Here is a 17,547-nt window from a genome sequence, read left to right on the forward strand (position 1 = left end):
AGAGATGAGTGTTTAGTGAATATAATGCGAAAAACAAAACGGTTTAGAGAAGTATCTTTAGAAGAATATTACGATTTTATTTGGAGTCATGCCACGTTTGATGTAGTGGATTCAAGATTTAGAATTAGCGAAAAAAAAGAAAAGATTTTCGCTGAAGCGCTCGATGATCTCCGTTCACAAGGAAAGCTTTTGCGGAGCAAGGACGCTCGTCTCCTTCTTATCTGTATGATTTAATCGAATAGTTGGAAGAGGCGCTTGATGAAGTCGTTTCAAGAGAGAGTACGGAACAATTGAAAAAATCATGTGGCAGCATTACGAAGAAGAGACAGAATGAGGGGAAAAAAGATGATTTCAAAAGCTATTTCGTTTCTGAAATCATCTTTTTCTGTGAAAATACATAAAATATAGCCTAAGAGTATTGATGACGTATAAAATTTTGTACAAAATACCTGACTATTAGACTAAAAGAAAAAGAGCGGCCGAACTCATTGAAGGCGTTTTGGTCATCCAGCCAGCGGAGAGACGGCGGTGAATCGGCCGACAAGCTTACGGATGATGAAGGTCAAGCCCAACATATCGGCACGTTTCGGAGTGAAGTAGACGTCCATACTATTTTGTCAGAGACGTAGCGCGTCGTATCCATCTCACCAAAAAACAAAAGCAAGGAGTGTTGGCGAACCTCAAGAAGCTGATGGTTATTCACTTTATATACATAAAAAGGATATTTCCACTGATAGGATGAATGGTTACAAAGAATGAAGAAAATAAAGAAGCGTGCTAAGTGCTTAAAATTGTTGTGAATCCGATTGTTGCCACATCTGTTTACGGATGTGGTTTTTTATTGTGCATCAGTCTATGTTTTGCACAATTCTGCTCACAACATTTGGGCTTATCTTTTGCCGAAAATTCAATATAATGAACAGTAAGATGAATCTAGATTCCATCTATTAGAGTATAATTATTTGCACAATGGAAGTGAAGGAGCGCTCCAACATGATACTCGATGCCCGTTGTGTCCAAATCTTGAATATGCTGCTTAGTTCTTCTACTCATGTAACTGCTGATAAGTTGGCTCAGTCCTTGCAAATCTCAAAGCGAACGGTCTACTACGATATTCAAAAAATCAATGACTGGCTGCAATGTCAAGGTTTTTCAAAGCTGAAACATGTACGCACAATCGGCTTTTATGTGGACGATCAAGTCAAAAAGCAAATTGCGCAAAAATTGCAAACGTTGCAACCGATTCGACATTACGAGTATTCTTCAGAAGAAAGAAAAGCTTGGATTGGATTATTGATTTTTAGTCGTAATCACGCGATCTTTTTGCGTGACTTCTTAGAAAGGCTTCAAGTGAGCCGTAGCACTTTATTGAATGATATCAAGGAACTCAAGGCGGAATGGCAGTCGTTTCAATTGCAATTAGAATTCCATCGTAAACAAGGATATTTCATCAAAGGAGAAGAAACGCAAAAACGGAAGGCGATCGTACATCATGTAGCGCAGCTTTTGGCGACAGTTGGCTATGAACGACTATGTTCTGAATGGTTTGGCGGACACACGTTACGTATCAACGATATTATTCGCCAGTCAGAATCATTTTCTTCCATTCGTTACACTGATGACGTTATTCACACATTAACGATTTATCTCTCTATTTTTATGAAACGATGGATTCATGGCAAATACGTTCAAATGGATGCTCAAGAAAAAGAAGTATTACAGTCGACTAGGGAATACAAAGCGGCTCACTATATAATTACTCAAATTGAAAACGCTTTCCAAATCAGTATTCCTGAAGATGAAATTAGTTATCTCACAACCTATCTTTTAGGTTCAAGAGTCACAGACGATAAGCAAATCGATCAAAGCAGCGAAATCGTCACGTTAAAACAAATGATCAAAAATATGGTCGACGATTTTCAAACGTACGCTTGTGTACAATTCAAGCATCGTGAAGAGTTGGAAAAAAATTTATTGATTCATATGAAACCAGCGTATTACCGTCTAAAATATGGTCTTCATTTGCAAAATGAATTAACCCAATCTGTCAAAGCAAATTATCATGACATCTTTACTTTAACGAAAAAAGTTGTTCATCATGTTGAGAACATCGTCGGGCAATCCGTAAACGATGATGAAATCGCTTATATCGCCATGCATTTCGGTGGATGGCTTGACAGAGAAGGGGTGTCTGTTCCGACTCGGAAAAAAGCGATCATTGTGTGTGAAAGCGGCGTTGGGACATCGCGAATTTTACAAAAACAAATGGAAGAATTATTACCAACCGTTGATGTCATTGACATCATCTCGGTAAGAGAATATCGAGCTTATTCTCTGGAGCATGTTGATTTTGTTGTTACAACGATTCCATTACAATCGCGAGATGTCCCTATTTATATGGTTCGTCCCATTTTAACAGCTGCAGATAAAATGTTGCTTTTAAGAGAAACAAACCAGCTTTCTGAAACTCATGCTTTATCAGTCGAAGCATTATTGGAGATCGTTAAAAAGCATACAACGATCATCAATGAAAAAGCATTGATTCAAGAACTGCATGAATATATTAGTCAAAGTAAAAGAAAGGAGGTTTTTAAAAAACCAATGCTGAAAGATTTGCTTACAAAACAACACATTCAATTTGTTGAAGAGGTAGGTGATTGGAAGGAAGCGATTATACTTGCTGCGAAACCGTTACTGGACAACGGTTATATTACAAACGAATACATTCAGGCGATGGTTGATAATGTGATGACATTGGGACCTTACATCGTGATTTCACCAGGAATTGCTTTGCCACACGCTCGGCCGGAACATGGAGTAAAGAAAATTGGAATGAGCTTTCTTAAAATAAAAAACGGTTGTCTATTCTCTGAAAAAGAAGAACACCGGGTATATGTTTTAATCGTTTTAGCTGCCATTGATAATGAAACACATTTAAAAGCGCTTTCACAACTGACAAAATTGTTATCAGATAAAGAAAATATGCGTGTATTATTCTCAACCGATTCGGTAGACGAAGTACTCACATTAATCGAAGCATATTCTCATTAAAATAAAATATCGATCATGGAGGTAAAAGAAGATGAAAAAAATTCTCGTCGTTTGCGGAAATGGACTTGGAAGTAGTTTTATCATCGAAATGAATGTCAAAAACGTGTTAAAAGAGCTAGGGATAGAAGCCGAAGTTTCTCATACTGATTTAGCAACAAGCAAAACAGAAAAAGCGGATTTATATTTAGGGGCAAAAGATTTAGTCGAAGCACTGGATGATGGTACACGAAATGTTGCCAAACTGACAAATATTCTTGATCTTGATGAATTAAGATCCGTGCTAGAGAAACATTTGTAAATAAAAAGAAGCAGGCGGTCGCCTGCATAAAAGAAAAACTTTCCCTTTTAGAAGTATACGAAAGAATGAGAAAACAAGAAAGAGATTTTTAGAGAAAAAAATGATACTCCTAAAACTGACGATAAAGAGAAGGAGAGTGCGCGATGTTTGATTTCATTATGAAAGATGTATTAGGCTCACCGGCGATTTTAGTAGGCTTGTTTGCCTTCATCGGCCTATTACTGCAAAAGAAAAGTTTTCCAGATATCGTTTCCGGCACGTTAAAAACGATTATGGGATTTGTGATTCTTGGTGGCGGAGCCGGAATTTTAATTGGATCACTAAATATTTTCGGAAAAATGTTTGAAAAAGCGTTCCATATTCAAGGGGTCATTCCGAATAACGAAGCGATCGTTGCCATTGCTCAAAAAACGTTCGGGAAAGAAACAGCGATGATTATGCTGTTTGGAATGGTTGTCAATATTCTTATCGCGCGATTTACTCGTTTTAAATACATTTTCTTAACTGGACATCATACGTTATTCATGGCGTGCTTAATTTCCGCTGTATTTGCTACAGGCGGCGTTACCGGAATTCCGCTTGTCATCGTTGGTTCTATTATTCTTGGAAGTTTAATGGTATTTATGCCAGCGATTCTTCAACCGTATATGCGCCAAATTACCGGCACCGACCAAATCGCCTTAGGCCATTTTGGCTCCATCGGTTACTTTACTTCAGCGTGGATCGGGAAGCTGCTTGGAAACAAAGCGCAATCCACAGAAGATATTAAAGTGCCGAAATCACTAGGATTCCTTCGCGATACATCGGTTGCGATGTCACTGACAATGGTCATATTATTCTTCATTGTCGCCCCATTTGCCGGAAAAGAATTTATCGAAAAACAATTAAGCGACGGCGTGAATTTCCTTGTCTTCTCCCTTATGCAAGGGATTACGTTCGCCGCAGGGGTATACGTCGTATTAGCAGGAGTACGGATGCTCATTGCGGAAATTGTTCCAGCATTTAAGGGAATTGCCGATAAAGTAGTGCAAGACGCAAAGCCAGCGCTCGATTGTCCAGCGGTGTTCCCTTATGCGCCGAACGCCGTCATCATCGGCTTTTTATCAAGCTTTGTGGCGGGAATTATTTCGATGTTTATCTTGCCGCTCGTCGGCTTAAAAGTCATCGTTCCTGGATTAATCCCACACTTTTTCACCGGAGCAGCAGCGGGAGTATTCGGCAACGCCACAGGCGGCAGACGAGGCGCCGTTTTCGGAGCATTTGCCAACGGAATCTTGATTTCTTTCTTACCAGCACTCTTACTACCAGTACTCGGCTCGCTCGGCTTTGAAGGCACAACGTTCGGAGATTCGGATTTTGGAATTGTGGGGATTTTGTTGGGGTATTTGATTAAGTTGTTTTCATGACAGAAGAGGAACACCTCTGCTTTGACAGGGTAGAGGTCGCTGGTTCGAGCCCAGTCGGAATCATCAATTCGAGAAGCTTGAAGCCCTTGTGTATCAAGGGTTTCGAGCTTTTTTGTTTTTATAGGCAGGCACTCAAAACAGCGTCCAAGTTACGGTTGGTGCCGTTTCGGTGCCGAAGCATTTTTAGTTTGATTTTGATAACAGGGCATCGATTTGATTAGCGGCCTCTTCCTGCATATTAGGTAATACATGTGAATAAGTGTCTAGCGTTATTTTAATATTGCTATGGCCTAGACGTTCCGATATGACCTTTGCGTGTACTCCTTGAGCGAGAAGCATTGTTGCGTGAGTATGGCGTAGGTCATGAAAGCGAATCTTTGGAACATCCGCTTCTTTAATCAACCTTTCGTAAGTCCTTTTCAAATTCTCAGGGTTTACAGGTGTACCTTTTGACGTACAGACGACAAGGTCATAGTCCACATAGTCAGGTCCAAGTTGTAGCTTTTCTCTAGCTACTCTAGCCTTATGTTTCTTTAAAACAGCAATGGTTTCATTTGAGAGTTTAATACTACGGACACTTGATTCTGTTTTAGCCCCGCTCAAAAATTTCTTTCCATCTTTACTCAAGGTTTGACGAACATATAATATGCCTTTATCAAGGTCAACATCTTTCCAGCGCAGTCCTAGTATCTCACCCCGCCGCATTCCAGTCGTGATCGCCAAATGAAAAGCGGGATATAGTCGATCTTTGCTAGCTACTTTAAGGAAAGCTTTAATTTCATCTATATCCCATACAGTCATTTCTTTCTTTTTATCCTTTGGTAACTGGATCTTTTTTGCGGGATTAGAAGGTAAAAGCTCCATGTTCACAGCATAATCGAGTGATCCCTTTATAATATTGTAAATTTTTTTGATCGTTGCACTCGCAAGACCTTCTTCTTTTAAATTACTCACATAATTTTGCAGCAACATAGGTGTTAGTTGTGACAGCTTCACGTGTCCTAACACTGGAATGATTCGATTGTTCATATAGTTTTCATAAACTTGCGCTGTTTGGATGTTAATACTGTTCTTTTTCACTTTTAACCATTCGTAAAGATGGTCTTTAAATGGAGTATTTGATGGCTTAAAATACGTGCCTTTGAATATCTCCGCTTCAATTAAAGCAAGTGCCTTTTCAGCATCCCTCTTTGATTTAAACCCGCTCTGTTTCGTTCTTCTTCGTTGACCTGTAACTGGATCAGGACCTAGCTCTGCAACAAAATACCATGTTGATTTACCTTGCTTTACATACCCCATAGAAGACATCCTCCCTTCCATAGATGTCCTCTAAAGGCAACATGACAAGCTTCCTTAACCATAATGTAGCAAATAAAATGCATATAAACAATTGTAAACATCTAATAAAACCCCCGTATTTTAAAATTTTTGCTCAATAGCCATATACGCCTGCGGGGGGAGTCAGTTAAGAGGGAAGCAAAATAAATTTATGTACATATTACTAAGCAACTTATTGTTATGGAATAAATTCTTTTTGTTCTTATGAATGACAATAACAATACACCATCTGCTAATTTTTACTGATTTATTGCTCTTCCCTTCCTTTATAACTTTTAATGATTATCTTCCTCATACTCTTTATCCACTGTTTTGAACCCACTTTAAAATAAAAAAATTACATGATTATAGCAGACTTGAAAAGTAATCTCTATCCTTTATCTATTTCGAATTGCATTATTTTTAAAATTTTATATCCATGATATAGCTCCAAAACCCCCTCCCCCATACCTAGAAAATGTGCTTTTGCCAAGCACAAGGGCGGGGGGCTTATTTTATCTACAGGAGATTTTTCGTGAATAGTGTTGCGCACCAATATAACCCGTTTATTTTTCAAATCCATAAAAAATTTTATAGCTATCCCTTAACTCATTAATAGTAGCGGCGTATAGGGTAAATGGGGCGGTGAACCGCCATTAAAAAACAAAAGTGGACATTCTCTTATGTAAATATATAAGAATATGTCCCTTTTTTAGGAAAGGAGTTCTATAATGTCCAATATTAAGATGGAAAATTTATTAGATGCCGTAAAATACTTAGGTGAAGGGTGGGAGGATTTCCCTGTATTAGTTCTTATTGATGATAAAAAAAACCCAAGAGATTACCTTACAATGGGGACAATTATCATGTCAGAAGCAGATAATCAAACTAAATTATTATTGGATTGGATGGAACGTGAAAAACTTGGTTTATGTTTTTATCCGAACGGAAGTACGAGCGATAATACTGTTCAGGAGATCCGTTGGCATTTTGTTGATATTGACAAAGGAGATAAAGAAGAACAGTTGGAGCGCATTCTTTCTGCTCCGCTTGAGCCAACCATGATTTACCGCGGAAGAGCAGGGCATAAAGTGTTGTATAGAATTAGCGAAGCATATTGGGATGTCTCATCTCATCAATCACGTCAACAATCTATTGCTCACTTCAAAAATATACAACAGCAATTAGTTGAATTTTTTAATGGAGATGGAAATGTAATTAACCCTTCACATGCTCTTCGCTTACCTTTTGTAAAAAACTATAAGGACTGGCAGGAAGGTAAGGTATATACTGAAGAAGTTATTTTCTTCAATCCAGATAACATATACACGCAACAGCAGTTAATGGAAGCTTTTCCGCTTAATATTAAAAAGCATTTAGTAAAAGAGTATAGAACTGTGGAGGGGCTGTCGAAGGAAAAGGAAGAAATTATTCAACTGTTTATGGAATATCTTGATTTGGAAGATTTAAAGTATATCGATCGTGGAGATCGCCTATCTTTTCAATGCCCTGTACACAATGATACTTCACCATCGGCATATATGTTTAAAGAAAACCTTATTGTGCACTGTTCGAGAGGTCATGCTGATGGAGAATGTGAAATCGGTCGAGGTAAGAATCTAGGATGGGTGGCTGAATATAAAGGGTGGGAAGATTTAAGCCATCAGTGGAAGAAGCTAATGTCCCTGAACGAAGAAAAGTACAAAAGCATTAATATATCAAGTATGTCGGTAAATGAAGTAATTCCGTTAGATACCAATATTAAGCACAATAAAACAAAGGTAATAGGTATCTTAGACAAATTGGTTTCTACTATGCAAAAACGGGGTATTGAGGTTACCGAAGACGTAAAGTTAGTATATCAAAACATTATTCAGTTTATACTTTCTGATAATCCGAGTTTACTTTGTGTCCCATTAGAACCTGGCGGTGGAAAAAGTACTTTGATGAAAACAATTTTAGAGTATTTGCTGTTCCACGATGTAGAAAATGCTGGGGCTATCATCGTTGTAGAACGTATTGAAACAGCAAAACAACTTGCTGATAGTTTGGGAGAATTTAGAATCCAAATTGGTGAAATTGATGTACCAATTTATCAAGTTGGAAAAGCGGCTTATGTGATGGAAAGTCCATTTACATCTGATTTCTGTAAAAAAGATCTAGTCGAATATAGGCATGGGATTTGCAGAGGATGTTCAGAATTAAACAAGTGCCCTATTCCCCGAAAATATAACGATCAAAAACAACACCCCATCGTCATTATTACTCACGCCCGTTTAATGATGGACAAAGACCGCTTAAAGAACTATGAGTATTGGTATGACCGAACTGGAAATAAGCATAAACGCAAAATGTTAATTATTGACGAAAAACCGCCTCTTGTTCAAATCAATAAAATATCAAAAAATGATATAGATGAATTTGAATGGGAATTTGGAAAAATGGCGTGGGAGGTTGAGGATGCAGCTGAAGTTAAAAATATAATTGCAAGGTTACGTGAAAAATTTGCAACCTGCTATATTGAAAAAGGAATATTTGAAGCAATTGATCCGTGTTGTTCCTTTAATTTTAAATCTATATGGTACAAAAAATATGATGGAGTTAATGTGGATTTAATCAATCAGATTGAACATCTTGTTCGTAATGGGGGGTGGGTGATTCATAATCAACAAAATAAAGTAAGTATCTATATACAAAGAATAAATAATTATAACTTTGAGAACTACAATACACTAATTTTAGATGGCACCTCATCTATCGATCTAGAATATAAGAGCGATAGTTCCTTTAATTTCCTCGAAGTACCGCGACTCAGAACATACGAATCTTTGTCACTTCATGTAGCCCACTTAACACTCAGTAAACAAGCATTTCAAAGTAACAAAGACAATATAGATGTTGATGTTATTTCAGAAAATATTAAACGAATTTCTGAAAATGACAGTGTATTTGTTCTTTGTTATAAAATGCATGAACCTGAGTTTAAAGAAAAATTAAAAAAGGAGATAGAAGCGGGGCAAGTAAAAGTAGACCATTTTGGTAATGTCAAGGGTTCGAATAAATACGCAGATTGCACAGCAATGGTAGTAGCAGGAACCCAGCATAAAGGAGATGCTTATTATATTGCAAAATATGAAGCTATCTATGGTAAGCCTGTAGACACTTCAACAATCACTATAAATAAAGTAAGGCGATTTAAAGACATTAAGCTTGAACTTTTAAAGCTTAATGATCAATTAATCGATCTTATTCAAGATATGAATAGAATTAAGATTCGTATCAAAAACAGTACGGAACCTATAAAAATATTCCTTCCAACAAAAGATAAAGTGTTGGTTAATCTTTTGAAGGAGTATTTTTGTAATGCCAAAATGGAAAAATGGAACTTAATTGAGGATAGCCTACCTGATTGGTACTCCTGTATCAAGGAGATATTTATGAACTTAAAAAATGGGGAAGTGCTAAGAAAAAAAGATTTAAGAAAAAAACTAGGCTTGGAGGAGGCGGCGGGAAAAAAGAAATTTCAGCGTATACAAAAAGAGAAGCTATTTATGGAGTTATTGATCGAGTTTAATATCAGAGAACAAAACCGCCAAACCTATATTAAGGATTATTAATAAATAATTATTACATACCGTATTATTTCCAAAATGAATAGGATATCTCAGATATCTTGAACCTAAGAGCTACAGCTATATAATAATAACTCTTTATTAATTTGTCTCTAACATCCATAAAATATAATGCATCATCTCCTACATGTCTCATTTTCTATAAAAATGCCCTCCTTCGTTATCCCATTCACCTTTCAAAATTGATGCGTGTTGCGTTTCTCCTACTTTTTCTAAAAAATATAGCTACACCGAACCGCAACATTTCTCCCCCCTGTCTCTCAAATTTTTAAATCTTATAGTTAGGGTTTAGGAATTTTGCTATAGTTAATATGTAAAAGATTTGTAACTAAAGCAGTAAATAACGATTGATGGAGGCAACAGTATGAGCAAGTTAACTCTACAAGAACTTGAATCCCATTTATGGGAATCTGCGAATATATTACGTGGTAGCATTGACTCTTCTGACTATAAAAACTATATTTTCGGAATGTTGTTTTTAAAGCGATTAAACGATGTGTTTGTTGAAACGGCCGAACGGATTGAAAGAGAAGAAGGCGAAGATTACGGTTGGTATGATCGTGATGAGCATCAATTCTTCGTGCCTGAAAAAGCACGTTGGAGTTATATCCAGTCCCATTCCCAAGACGTGGGGGCAGTGATTAATAAAGCGTTTGAACTATTGGAAGATGAGAACCCATCGCTACAAGGGGTATTAGCGAATATTGATTTTAACGATAAAGAAAAATTGTCAGATAAAACAATTCTTCAATTAGTACAACACTTCTCGCAAATTGACTTACGTAACGAAAACTTATCAGAACCTGACATCCTTGGTCGTGCTTATGAGTACCTTATCAAACAATTTGCCGATGATGCAGGTAAAAAAGGCGGCGAGTTCTATACGCCAAGCAAAGTCGTTGAATTAATTGTCAAACTCATTAAGCCTGAAGAAGGAATGCGTGTATGCGACCCAACAGCGGGGTCTGGCGGAATGCTCATTCAATCGGTTGACTATATAAAAGAAAAAGGCGGCAATCCACGCAACATTACATTGCACGGGCAAGAGAAAAACTTAAATACATGGGCGATTTGTAAAATGAATTTGTTGCTTCATGGCTTAAGCGATCATGAAATTAAAAAAGGTGATACAATCCGTGAACCGAAACTATTAGACGAAAACGGTGAGCTTCTATTATATGATCGTGTCATTGCCAATCCTCCGTTTAGCTTAAAAAACTGGGGACGTGAGGAGGCAGAAGCAGACGAATTTAACCGTTTCCGCTTTGGTTTACCGCCAAAAAACGCAGGAGACTATGCGTTTATTCAACATATGATTGCAACTCTCAATGATGAAGGAAAAGCGGGAGTTGTTATGCCGCACGGTGTTCTTTTCCGTGGCGGAGCGGAAGGAAAAATTCGTCAAGGTATCTTAGAAGAAGATTTAATTGAAGCGATTATCGGTTTGCCAGCCAACTTATTCTATGGAACTGGTATTCCTGCATGTATCCTGATTATTAGCAAAAACAAAGAAGAACATAAAAAAGGGAAAGTTCTATTCATTGACGCATCTAACGACTACCAAGAAGGCAAAAATCAAAACGTTCTTCGAGATGAGGACATTCAAAAAATCGTCAGCACATACGATGCGTGGAAAGATGTCGACAAATACAGCCGTGTTGTTACACTAGAAGAAATTAAAGAAAATGATTATAACCTAAACATTACTCGTTACGTTGATACAACCGAAGAAGAAGAACAAATTGATGTGGCAAATGCCCTTCGTCAACTTCGCCAACTCGAACAGGAGCGAGAGGAAATCGAGAAGGTGATGTACGGTTATTTGAAGGAGTTGGGGTATGATGGGTAAAAAAATGTTTCAAGATGTTCCTCTGGGAGAATTATTTGACATTAGCACAAAAAGTATTAAGCCTGATGATACGCCAAATAAGGAATTTTGGCATTATAGTATTCCAGCGTATGACGATAACAAACAACCAGTACTTGATATGGGTGAAAAAATTAAGAGCAATAAATACTTACTTGATCAAGATTCAATACTTGTGTCAAAACTAAATCCTCGAATCAAGAGAGTGTGGAAATTTGAGAAAAAATATTCAGACAGACATAGTATTTGTTCAACTGAATTTATAGTATATCAGTCAAAAATGCCTAACGTAGATTTGGAATATTATAGTCAATTTTTTTTGTCGGATATATTTCAAAAAGAACTATTAATGTTGCAAAATGGTACAACAGGTAGTCGAATGAGGGTAACTCCTAGCGATACTCTTTCAATACCAATACCTTTTCCATCAATTAAAGAACAACGCAAAATCGCAGCCATTCTCTCATCCGTCGATGAAGCCATCGAGAAAACCGAAGCCATCATCGAGCAAACGGAGAAAGTGAAAAAGGGGCTTATGCAGCAGTTGCTCACAAAAGGAATCGGACATACGAAGTTCAAAAAGACGGAGATTGGAGAGATTCCTGAAGAGTGGGAAGTTAAAACTATTGGGGAATTAGCTGAGAAAATTCTTGGAGGTGGTACTCCATCACGAGAAGTTCAAAATTATTATAAGGGTAATATTCCATGGGCTACAGTAAAAGACATAACCTATCATATACTTGATACAACAGAAGAATATATTTCTGATGAGGCTGTAGAAAATAGTGCTACCAATGTAATTCCAGCAGGAAACGTTATTATAGCGACTAGAATTGGACTTGGTAAAGTATTCATGAATACTGTTGATATGGCAATTAATCAAGACTTAAAGGGGATCATTCCTAAAACAGAATTAATAGAAGCAGAGTATTTATTATGGTGTTTATTGTCAAAAGCGGAGAAAATAGAGTCTATGGGAACGGGAACAACAGTTAAAGGGATACGACTTGAACAACTGAAAGAAATACTTTTGCCCATTCCACAAAAAAGCGAACAAAAAAGAATAGTATCGATTCTAAATAATCTTGAAGAAAAGATAAAGAATGAAAGAAAAAAACATATTACGTTACTTCTACTTAAAAAAGGTCTCATGCAAGTCCTCCTTACAGGCAAAGTCCGTGTCAAAGTCGATAATGAGGTGATGTCACAGTGACCACTTCAAGTGAATGGAATGAATTGAATCTTGTGGAAAAACGTTTGATCCATCAACTTCAAGAGTTGGGCTATGAGCATGTCACAGGCTCAGCTCTTGAGTTGGAACGTGAGTCGTTAAGTGAAGTGATTTTAAAAGAACGGTTAAAGAAAGCAATTCAGCGTTTAAATCCATGGATTGATGACAATAACCTAGCTCGGATTATTTACAATCTGACTCACATTGAAGCGACGGGTCTCATGCAAGCGAATGAAAAATTCTATGAGATGCTTGTGAACTATATTTCGATTCAACAAGATTTAGGAAAAGGGAAAAAGAATCAAACGGTTAAATTGATTGATTTTGATAACCCTTATAACAATGAATTTCTTGTTGTTGACCAATTCCGCATTCAAGATGCCAGAGGCACGATTCGTCCTGACGTTGTCATTTTTGTAAATGGATTGCCTTTAGTTGTGGTGGAATGTAAAAGTCCGACGCTTCAGGAAGATACGCAAATTTCAAAAGCAGTCAATCAATTGCGCCGTTATCAAGAAACGCATGAACAACTTTTCTACTATAATCAATTTATGATTGCGACAAGTAACTATCGGGCAAAAGCGGGAACAATTGGCGCTAAAGTGCAACATTACAGTGAATGGAAAGATCCGTATCCAAGAACGGTTCCTGAACTTGGTGACTCACCTACGAAACAAGACATCTTAGTTGCGGGGATGTTAGCGAAAGAAAACTTGCTTGATTTAATTCAAAACTTCATCGTCTTTGAAGTCGATGGCGGGCGAGTGATTAAAAAGATTGCTCGTTATCAACAATTCCGTGCTGTTAATAAAGCTATTCATCGCATTTTACATGCAAAAACGCCAAAAGACCGCGGTGGGGTGATTTGGCATACACAAGGTTCAGGTAAGTCTTTAACGATGTTATATTTAGCCGTCAAACTTAGAAGAATCAAAGAGCTGCAAAACCCAACGATTGTCGTTGTGACTGACCGTAAAGACTTGGATGACCAAATAACAAAAACATTCCGTAAATGTGGTTTCCCTAACCCGCAACAAGCGGAAAGCGTCAAAGACTTGAAAAGGTTATTACAACAAGGCCCTGGTTCCACGATTATGACCCTTGTGCAAAAGTTCCAACCAGATAAGGAGCAAGACGAGTATCCAGAGCTTTCGAGATCGGAAAATATCTTTGTGTTAGTCGATGAATCGCATCGTACGCAGTACAAAGGTCTAGCAATGAACATGCGGAAAGGCTTACCGAATGCATGCTATCTCGGTTTTACAGGAACGCCAATTGATAAGGAAGACAAAAGTACAACACGAACGTTTGGTTCTTATATTGACAAATACACGATTGAACAAGCAGTCGATGACGGAGCAACCGTTCCAATTTTCTATGAAGCTCGAATGGTCAACCTTCATTTACATGGCGACTCATTAGATCGCTTATTTGACCGTAAATTTAGCGACTATAGCGAAGAAGATCGTGAACGGATTAAAAAGAAATACGCCAAAGAAGAAGCCATCTTAGCCGCTCCAAGTCGAATTGAACAAATTGCTTTAGATATTGTGGAACACTTTGAAAATTATATCCTGCCAAACGGTTTTAAAGCACAAGTGGTGGCGGTGACTCGTGAAGCAGCGGCCATCTATAAACAAAAGCTAGATGAACTCATTAACGGAAAATATGAAACGGCATTAGTCATTTCATCAGGGCAAGAAGACAAAAACAATGAGTTATTAAAAGACTACTCCCTTTCTCGTGAAGAAGAAAAGCAATTAATTGAGCGATTCAAAAAGCCATTTGAAGAAGACAAACTAGCGATTTTAATTGTTTGTGATAAACTTCTAACAGGCTTCGATGCCCCAATCGAACAAGTGATGTACTTAGATAAGCCGTTAAAAGAACATAACCTTCTTCAGGCAATTGCTCGTACAAACCGTACGTATGAAGGAAAAACATATGGATTAATTGTTGACTATTTTGGTGTATCCAAATTTTTAGAGAAGGCTCTAGCGATTTTCTCTAAACAAGATATTCAAGGAGCGCTATTGCCGATTGAAAGTGAGTTACCAAAGTTAAAACAAGCCCACCGAAAAGCGATGAGCTTTTTTGACTATATTAACCGAAGCGATGCCGATGCGTGCGTTCAAGTATTAGAGCCTGAAGACGTGCGACATGAGTTTGAAAAAGCGTTCAAAGAGTTTTCTAAGCGAATGGATATGATTTTACCGAATCCTGTCGCTTCTCCATATGTAGAAGATTTAAAGTTTTTAGGTAAAATACGGCAAATGGCAAAATCGTTATATCGTGATGAGCAAATGGACATTTCCGAGTGTGGCGAAAAGGTCAAACAATTAATCGCGGAGCATCTATATGCGGAGTCTGTAGAAGTAATCCATGAACCAATTGATATTTTGTCCAGTAAGTTTGATGAACGGCTTGAAAAAGCACCTTCAAAAGAGGCACAAGCGGCGGAGATGGAACATGCAATTCGCCATGAAATTAAAGTAAAGTTGGAAGAAAACCCTGTTTACTACACATCGTTAAAAGAAAAGCTCGAACAATTAATCGAAGCTAGAAGGAAAAAAATGATGGACATTGCGGAATTAGTAGAAAAGCTACGCAGCATGGTCAACGATATGCGCAACGTCAACCAACAAGCACAAAAACTTGGCTTTACACGAGAACAATATCCGTTCTATCAATTATTTCAACAGCTTCTTCCAGACGAAGAACATAAAGATGCGATCGATGCGCTGACACATCTTGTAACAGACATTATCGCCGAGGAAAGCCAAGTCATTGATTGGATAAATAAAGAAGATGTAAAACGGGAAATGCGGAAGAAAATTAAAAAGCAGTTGCGTGCAAGTGTTATCCCTAAAGATCAGTTAGAAAACATAACACAACAGATTATGTCATTAGCGATGGTTCATTATAAAAAGTAAAGCGGAGAGTATTGTTTACTCTCCAATTTTTTATAAAGGATGGGAGTAATAATGAAATGGTGGATGGTACGTGCGGGAGATCATAATGAACTTATTCCAATTTGGAAACAAAAAGGTGTTGCTTCAATAGGATGGGCGGACTTCGGAAATCCGAAAAGCTATTCGACTAGAGAAGCTTTGATTCAGAAATCCCATGAAATTTATGAGGAAGAAAAACCTGCTACGCGAGTTACTTGGGCAAGTCAAGTATGGAGATTTAGCCGTGAAATTAAAGTAGGAGATAGAATCATTACATATGCTAAAGACAAACGTGAATATTTAATAGGAACAGTTACTAAGGAGCATGAACATGATGAAACTATTGTAGATGAATATTATCCAAATGTAATACATGTAAAATGGGAAAAGAAACAAATTCCACGTGATCAATTATCACAAGGCGCCAAAAACTCCCTTGGATCTACTCTAACTGTTTTTCGTGTAGATGATTGGGGAGAGGAATTAGAAAGATTATTAGTAGGTAAAGAGCCTGTAGTAAGTGAACCAGAAGACAATGAAGATGAAGTTATTAAAGAAGACTTTGTTCAAAAAGCATTGACGATGATTCAAGATAAAGTTGATAAATTAGATCCATGGCAAATGCAGGAGCTAGTCGCTGGATTGTTGCAAGCTATGGGCTATAATGTGAAAGTAAGTAAAAAAGGACCTGACGGGGGAGTCGATATTTTAGCTCATAAAGATGCGTTTGGTTTTGAAAAGCCGATTATTAAGGTGCAGGTAAAGCATCGAAAATCCTCTTCATCAGGTCCTGAGATTCAACAACTGTTAGGAGCTCATCCAATCGATGCGAATAGTTTATTTGTATCAACTGGGGGATTTACAACAGCTGCTGAAAATATCGGAAAACAACATAACGTCAAGCTCATTGATTTAGAAGAGTTAGTAAACTTAATTGTTCAATGGTACGATAAAATGCCGAATGAAACCAGATCATTGTTGCCGCTGCAAAAAATATATATTCCAGAATAATATGCAAAAGAGCCATTACTTCACAGTAAGGCTCTTTTCTATGTCTATAAAGTTAAAGTTGGACCGTTTACACGCAACCATTCTTTTCTTTGTTCATAGTCCGACATCACAGATTTAACAAAATGCCAAAAATCATTGGAGTGGTTTAGATATTTAATATGTGCTAATTCATGTACTAACAAATAATCGATAATCGGCACGGGTGCCATCATAATTCTCCAGTTTAAATATATGGCTCCTTCGTTCGTACATGTTCCCCAGCGCATTTTTTGTTCTTTTAATTTAATTTTAGTAGGGGTTACTCCCATTTTAGGGCAATAAATTTTTAAACGTTCTTGTAGTTTCATTTCTCCGTACAGAATATACCAATCTTTGAACGCTTGTTGGAAAAATGAGATTCTTTCTTCTTCTGTTAAATGCGGTGGCACCGTGGCAATAAATTTACCTTGTTTAAACATAAGTTCTGGCCCTATAACTTCTTCACTTTTATATACTTTTAATCGATAGTTACGCCCTAGATAGGCAAATTTTTCTCCACTCACAAATTCCTTCGGAGCGGGGGGATCGGAAATTTGATTCAATGCCTGCCATTTATCAATAATCCATGGAGCTTTTTTATAAAGGATAGAATTTAAAAGTGTATCCTCTATCCCCTCAGGAGCTACTACCTTTACTCCCTCTAACCACTCAACAGATATTGTTACGTCCCGCTTCTCTGGCTTGTACTCTACTGCATAATCTATCGTTGTCTTGCCATATTGAAAGCTAGGCATATAAATACAT

The 17,547-nt window shown here is 37.5% G+C and carries 10 protein-coding genes; 8 read left to right on the top strand and 2 right to left on the bottom strand.

Annotation, left to right across the window (positions count from 1 at the left end):
* Positions 1-993 precede the first annotated feature (993 nt).
* From ISX45_RS04300 to ISX45_RS04310, 3 genes are all read left to right on the top strand, one after another.
* Complete coding sequence (locus ISX45_RS04300; protein WP_194520043.1) at positions 994-3,051, top strand: BglG family transcription antiterminator; 2,058 nt, start codon at positions 994-996, stop codon at positions 3,049-3,051.
* 31 nt (positions 3,052-3,082) lie between these two features.
* Positions 3,083-3,349, top strand: coding sequence for a PTS sugar transporter subunit IIB (locus ISX45_RS04305; RefSeq protein ID WP_181557088.1), 267 nt, complete (start codon positions 3,083-3,085; stop codon positions 3,347-3,349).
* A gap of 143 nt (positions 3,350-3,492) precedes the next feature.
* Entirely contained in the window at positions 3,493-4,755 is a 1,263-nt protein-coding gene (locus tag ISX45_RS04310) for a PTS ascorbate transporter subunit IIC (RefSeq protein WP_194520044.1), read from the top strand.
* Between the two features lie 183 nt (positions 4,756-4,938).
* Here ISX45_RS04310 and ISX45_RS04315 read toward each other — a convergent pair whose 3' ends face one another.
* Positions 4,939-6,054 (bottom strand): site-specific integrase, encoded by a 1,116-nt coding sequence (locus ISX45_RS04315; RefSeq protein ID WP_194520045.1) that lies wholly within the window; start codon positions 6,052-6,054, stop codon positions 4,939-4,941.
* A 749-nt stretch (positions 6,055-6,803) separates the two neighbouring features.
* On the opposite strand from ISX45_RS04315, the gene ISX45_RS04320 reads away from it, so the two are divergent.
* The 5 genes from ISX45_RS04320 to ISX45_RS04340 all read left to right on the top strand — a co-directional run bounded on the left by ISX45_RS04320 (position 6,804) and on the right by ISX45_RS04340 (position 16,764).
* Positions 6,804-9,689: a hypothetical protein gene (locus ISX45_RS04320; protein WP_194520046.1), complete on the top strand. Its 2,886-nt coding sequence runs from the start codon at positions 6,804-6,806 to the stop codon at positions 9,687-9,689.
* Positions 9,690-10,068: 379 nt separating this feature from the next.
* On the top strand, positions 10,069-11,553 hold the full coding sequence (locus ISX45_RS04325) for a type I restriction-modification system subunit M (protein ID WP_194520047.1): 1,485 nt from the start codon (positions 10,069-10,071) through the stop codon (positions 11,551-11,553).
* On the top strand, positions 11,543-12,784 hold the full coding sequence (locus tag ISX45_RS04330; RefSeq protein ID WP_194520048.1) for a restriction endonuclease subunit S: 1,242 nt from the start codon (positions 11,543-11,545) through the stop codon (positions 12,782-12,784). Before ISX45_RS04325 ends, ISX45_RS04330 begins: the two co-directional genes overlap by 11 nt.
* A complete protein-coding gene (locus ISX45_RS04335) occupies positions 12,781-15,735 on the top strand; it encodes a type I restriction endonuclease subunit R (RefSeq protein WP_194520049.1) in 2,955 nt (984 codons plus the stop codon). The genes ISX45_RS04330 and ISX45_RS04335 overlap by 4 nt, the downstream gene beginning before the upstream one ends.
* Positions 15,736-15,783: 48 nt before the next feature.
* Positions 15,784-16,764 carry a restriction endonuclease gene (locus tag ISX45_RS04340; protein ID WP_194520608.1) on the top strand — a complete coding sequence of 327 codons (981 nt, stop codon included), beginning with the start codon at positions 15,784-15,786 and terminating at the stop codon, positions 16,762-16,764.
* A gap of 44 nt (positions 16,765-16,808) precedes the next feature.
* Here ISX45_RS04340 and ISX45_RS04345 read toward each other — a convergent pair whose 3' ends face one another.
* Entirely contained in the window at positions 16,809-17,537 is a 729-nt protein-coding gene (locus tag ISX45_RS04345; RefSeq protein WP_194520050.1) for a M48 family metallopeptidase, read from the bottom strand.
* Positions 17,538-17,547 lie beyond the last annotated feature (10 nt).

The sequence above is a fragment of the Thermaerobacillus caldiproteolyticus genome, from assembly GCF_015326725.1.
Lineage (GTDB): Bacteria > Bacillota > Bacilli > Bacillales > Anoxybacillaceae > Thermaerobacillus > Thermaerobacillus caldiproteolyticus.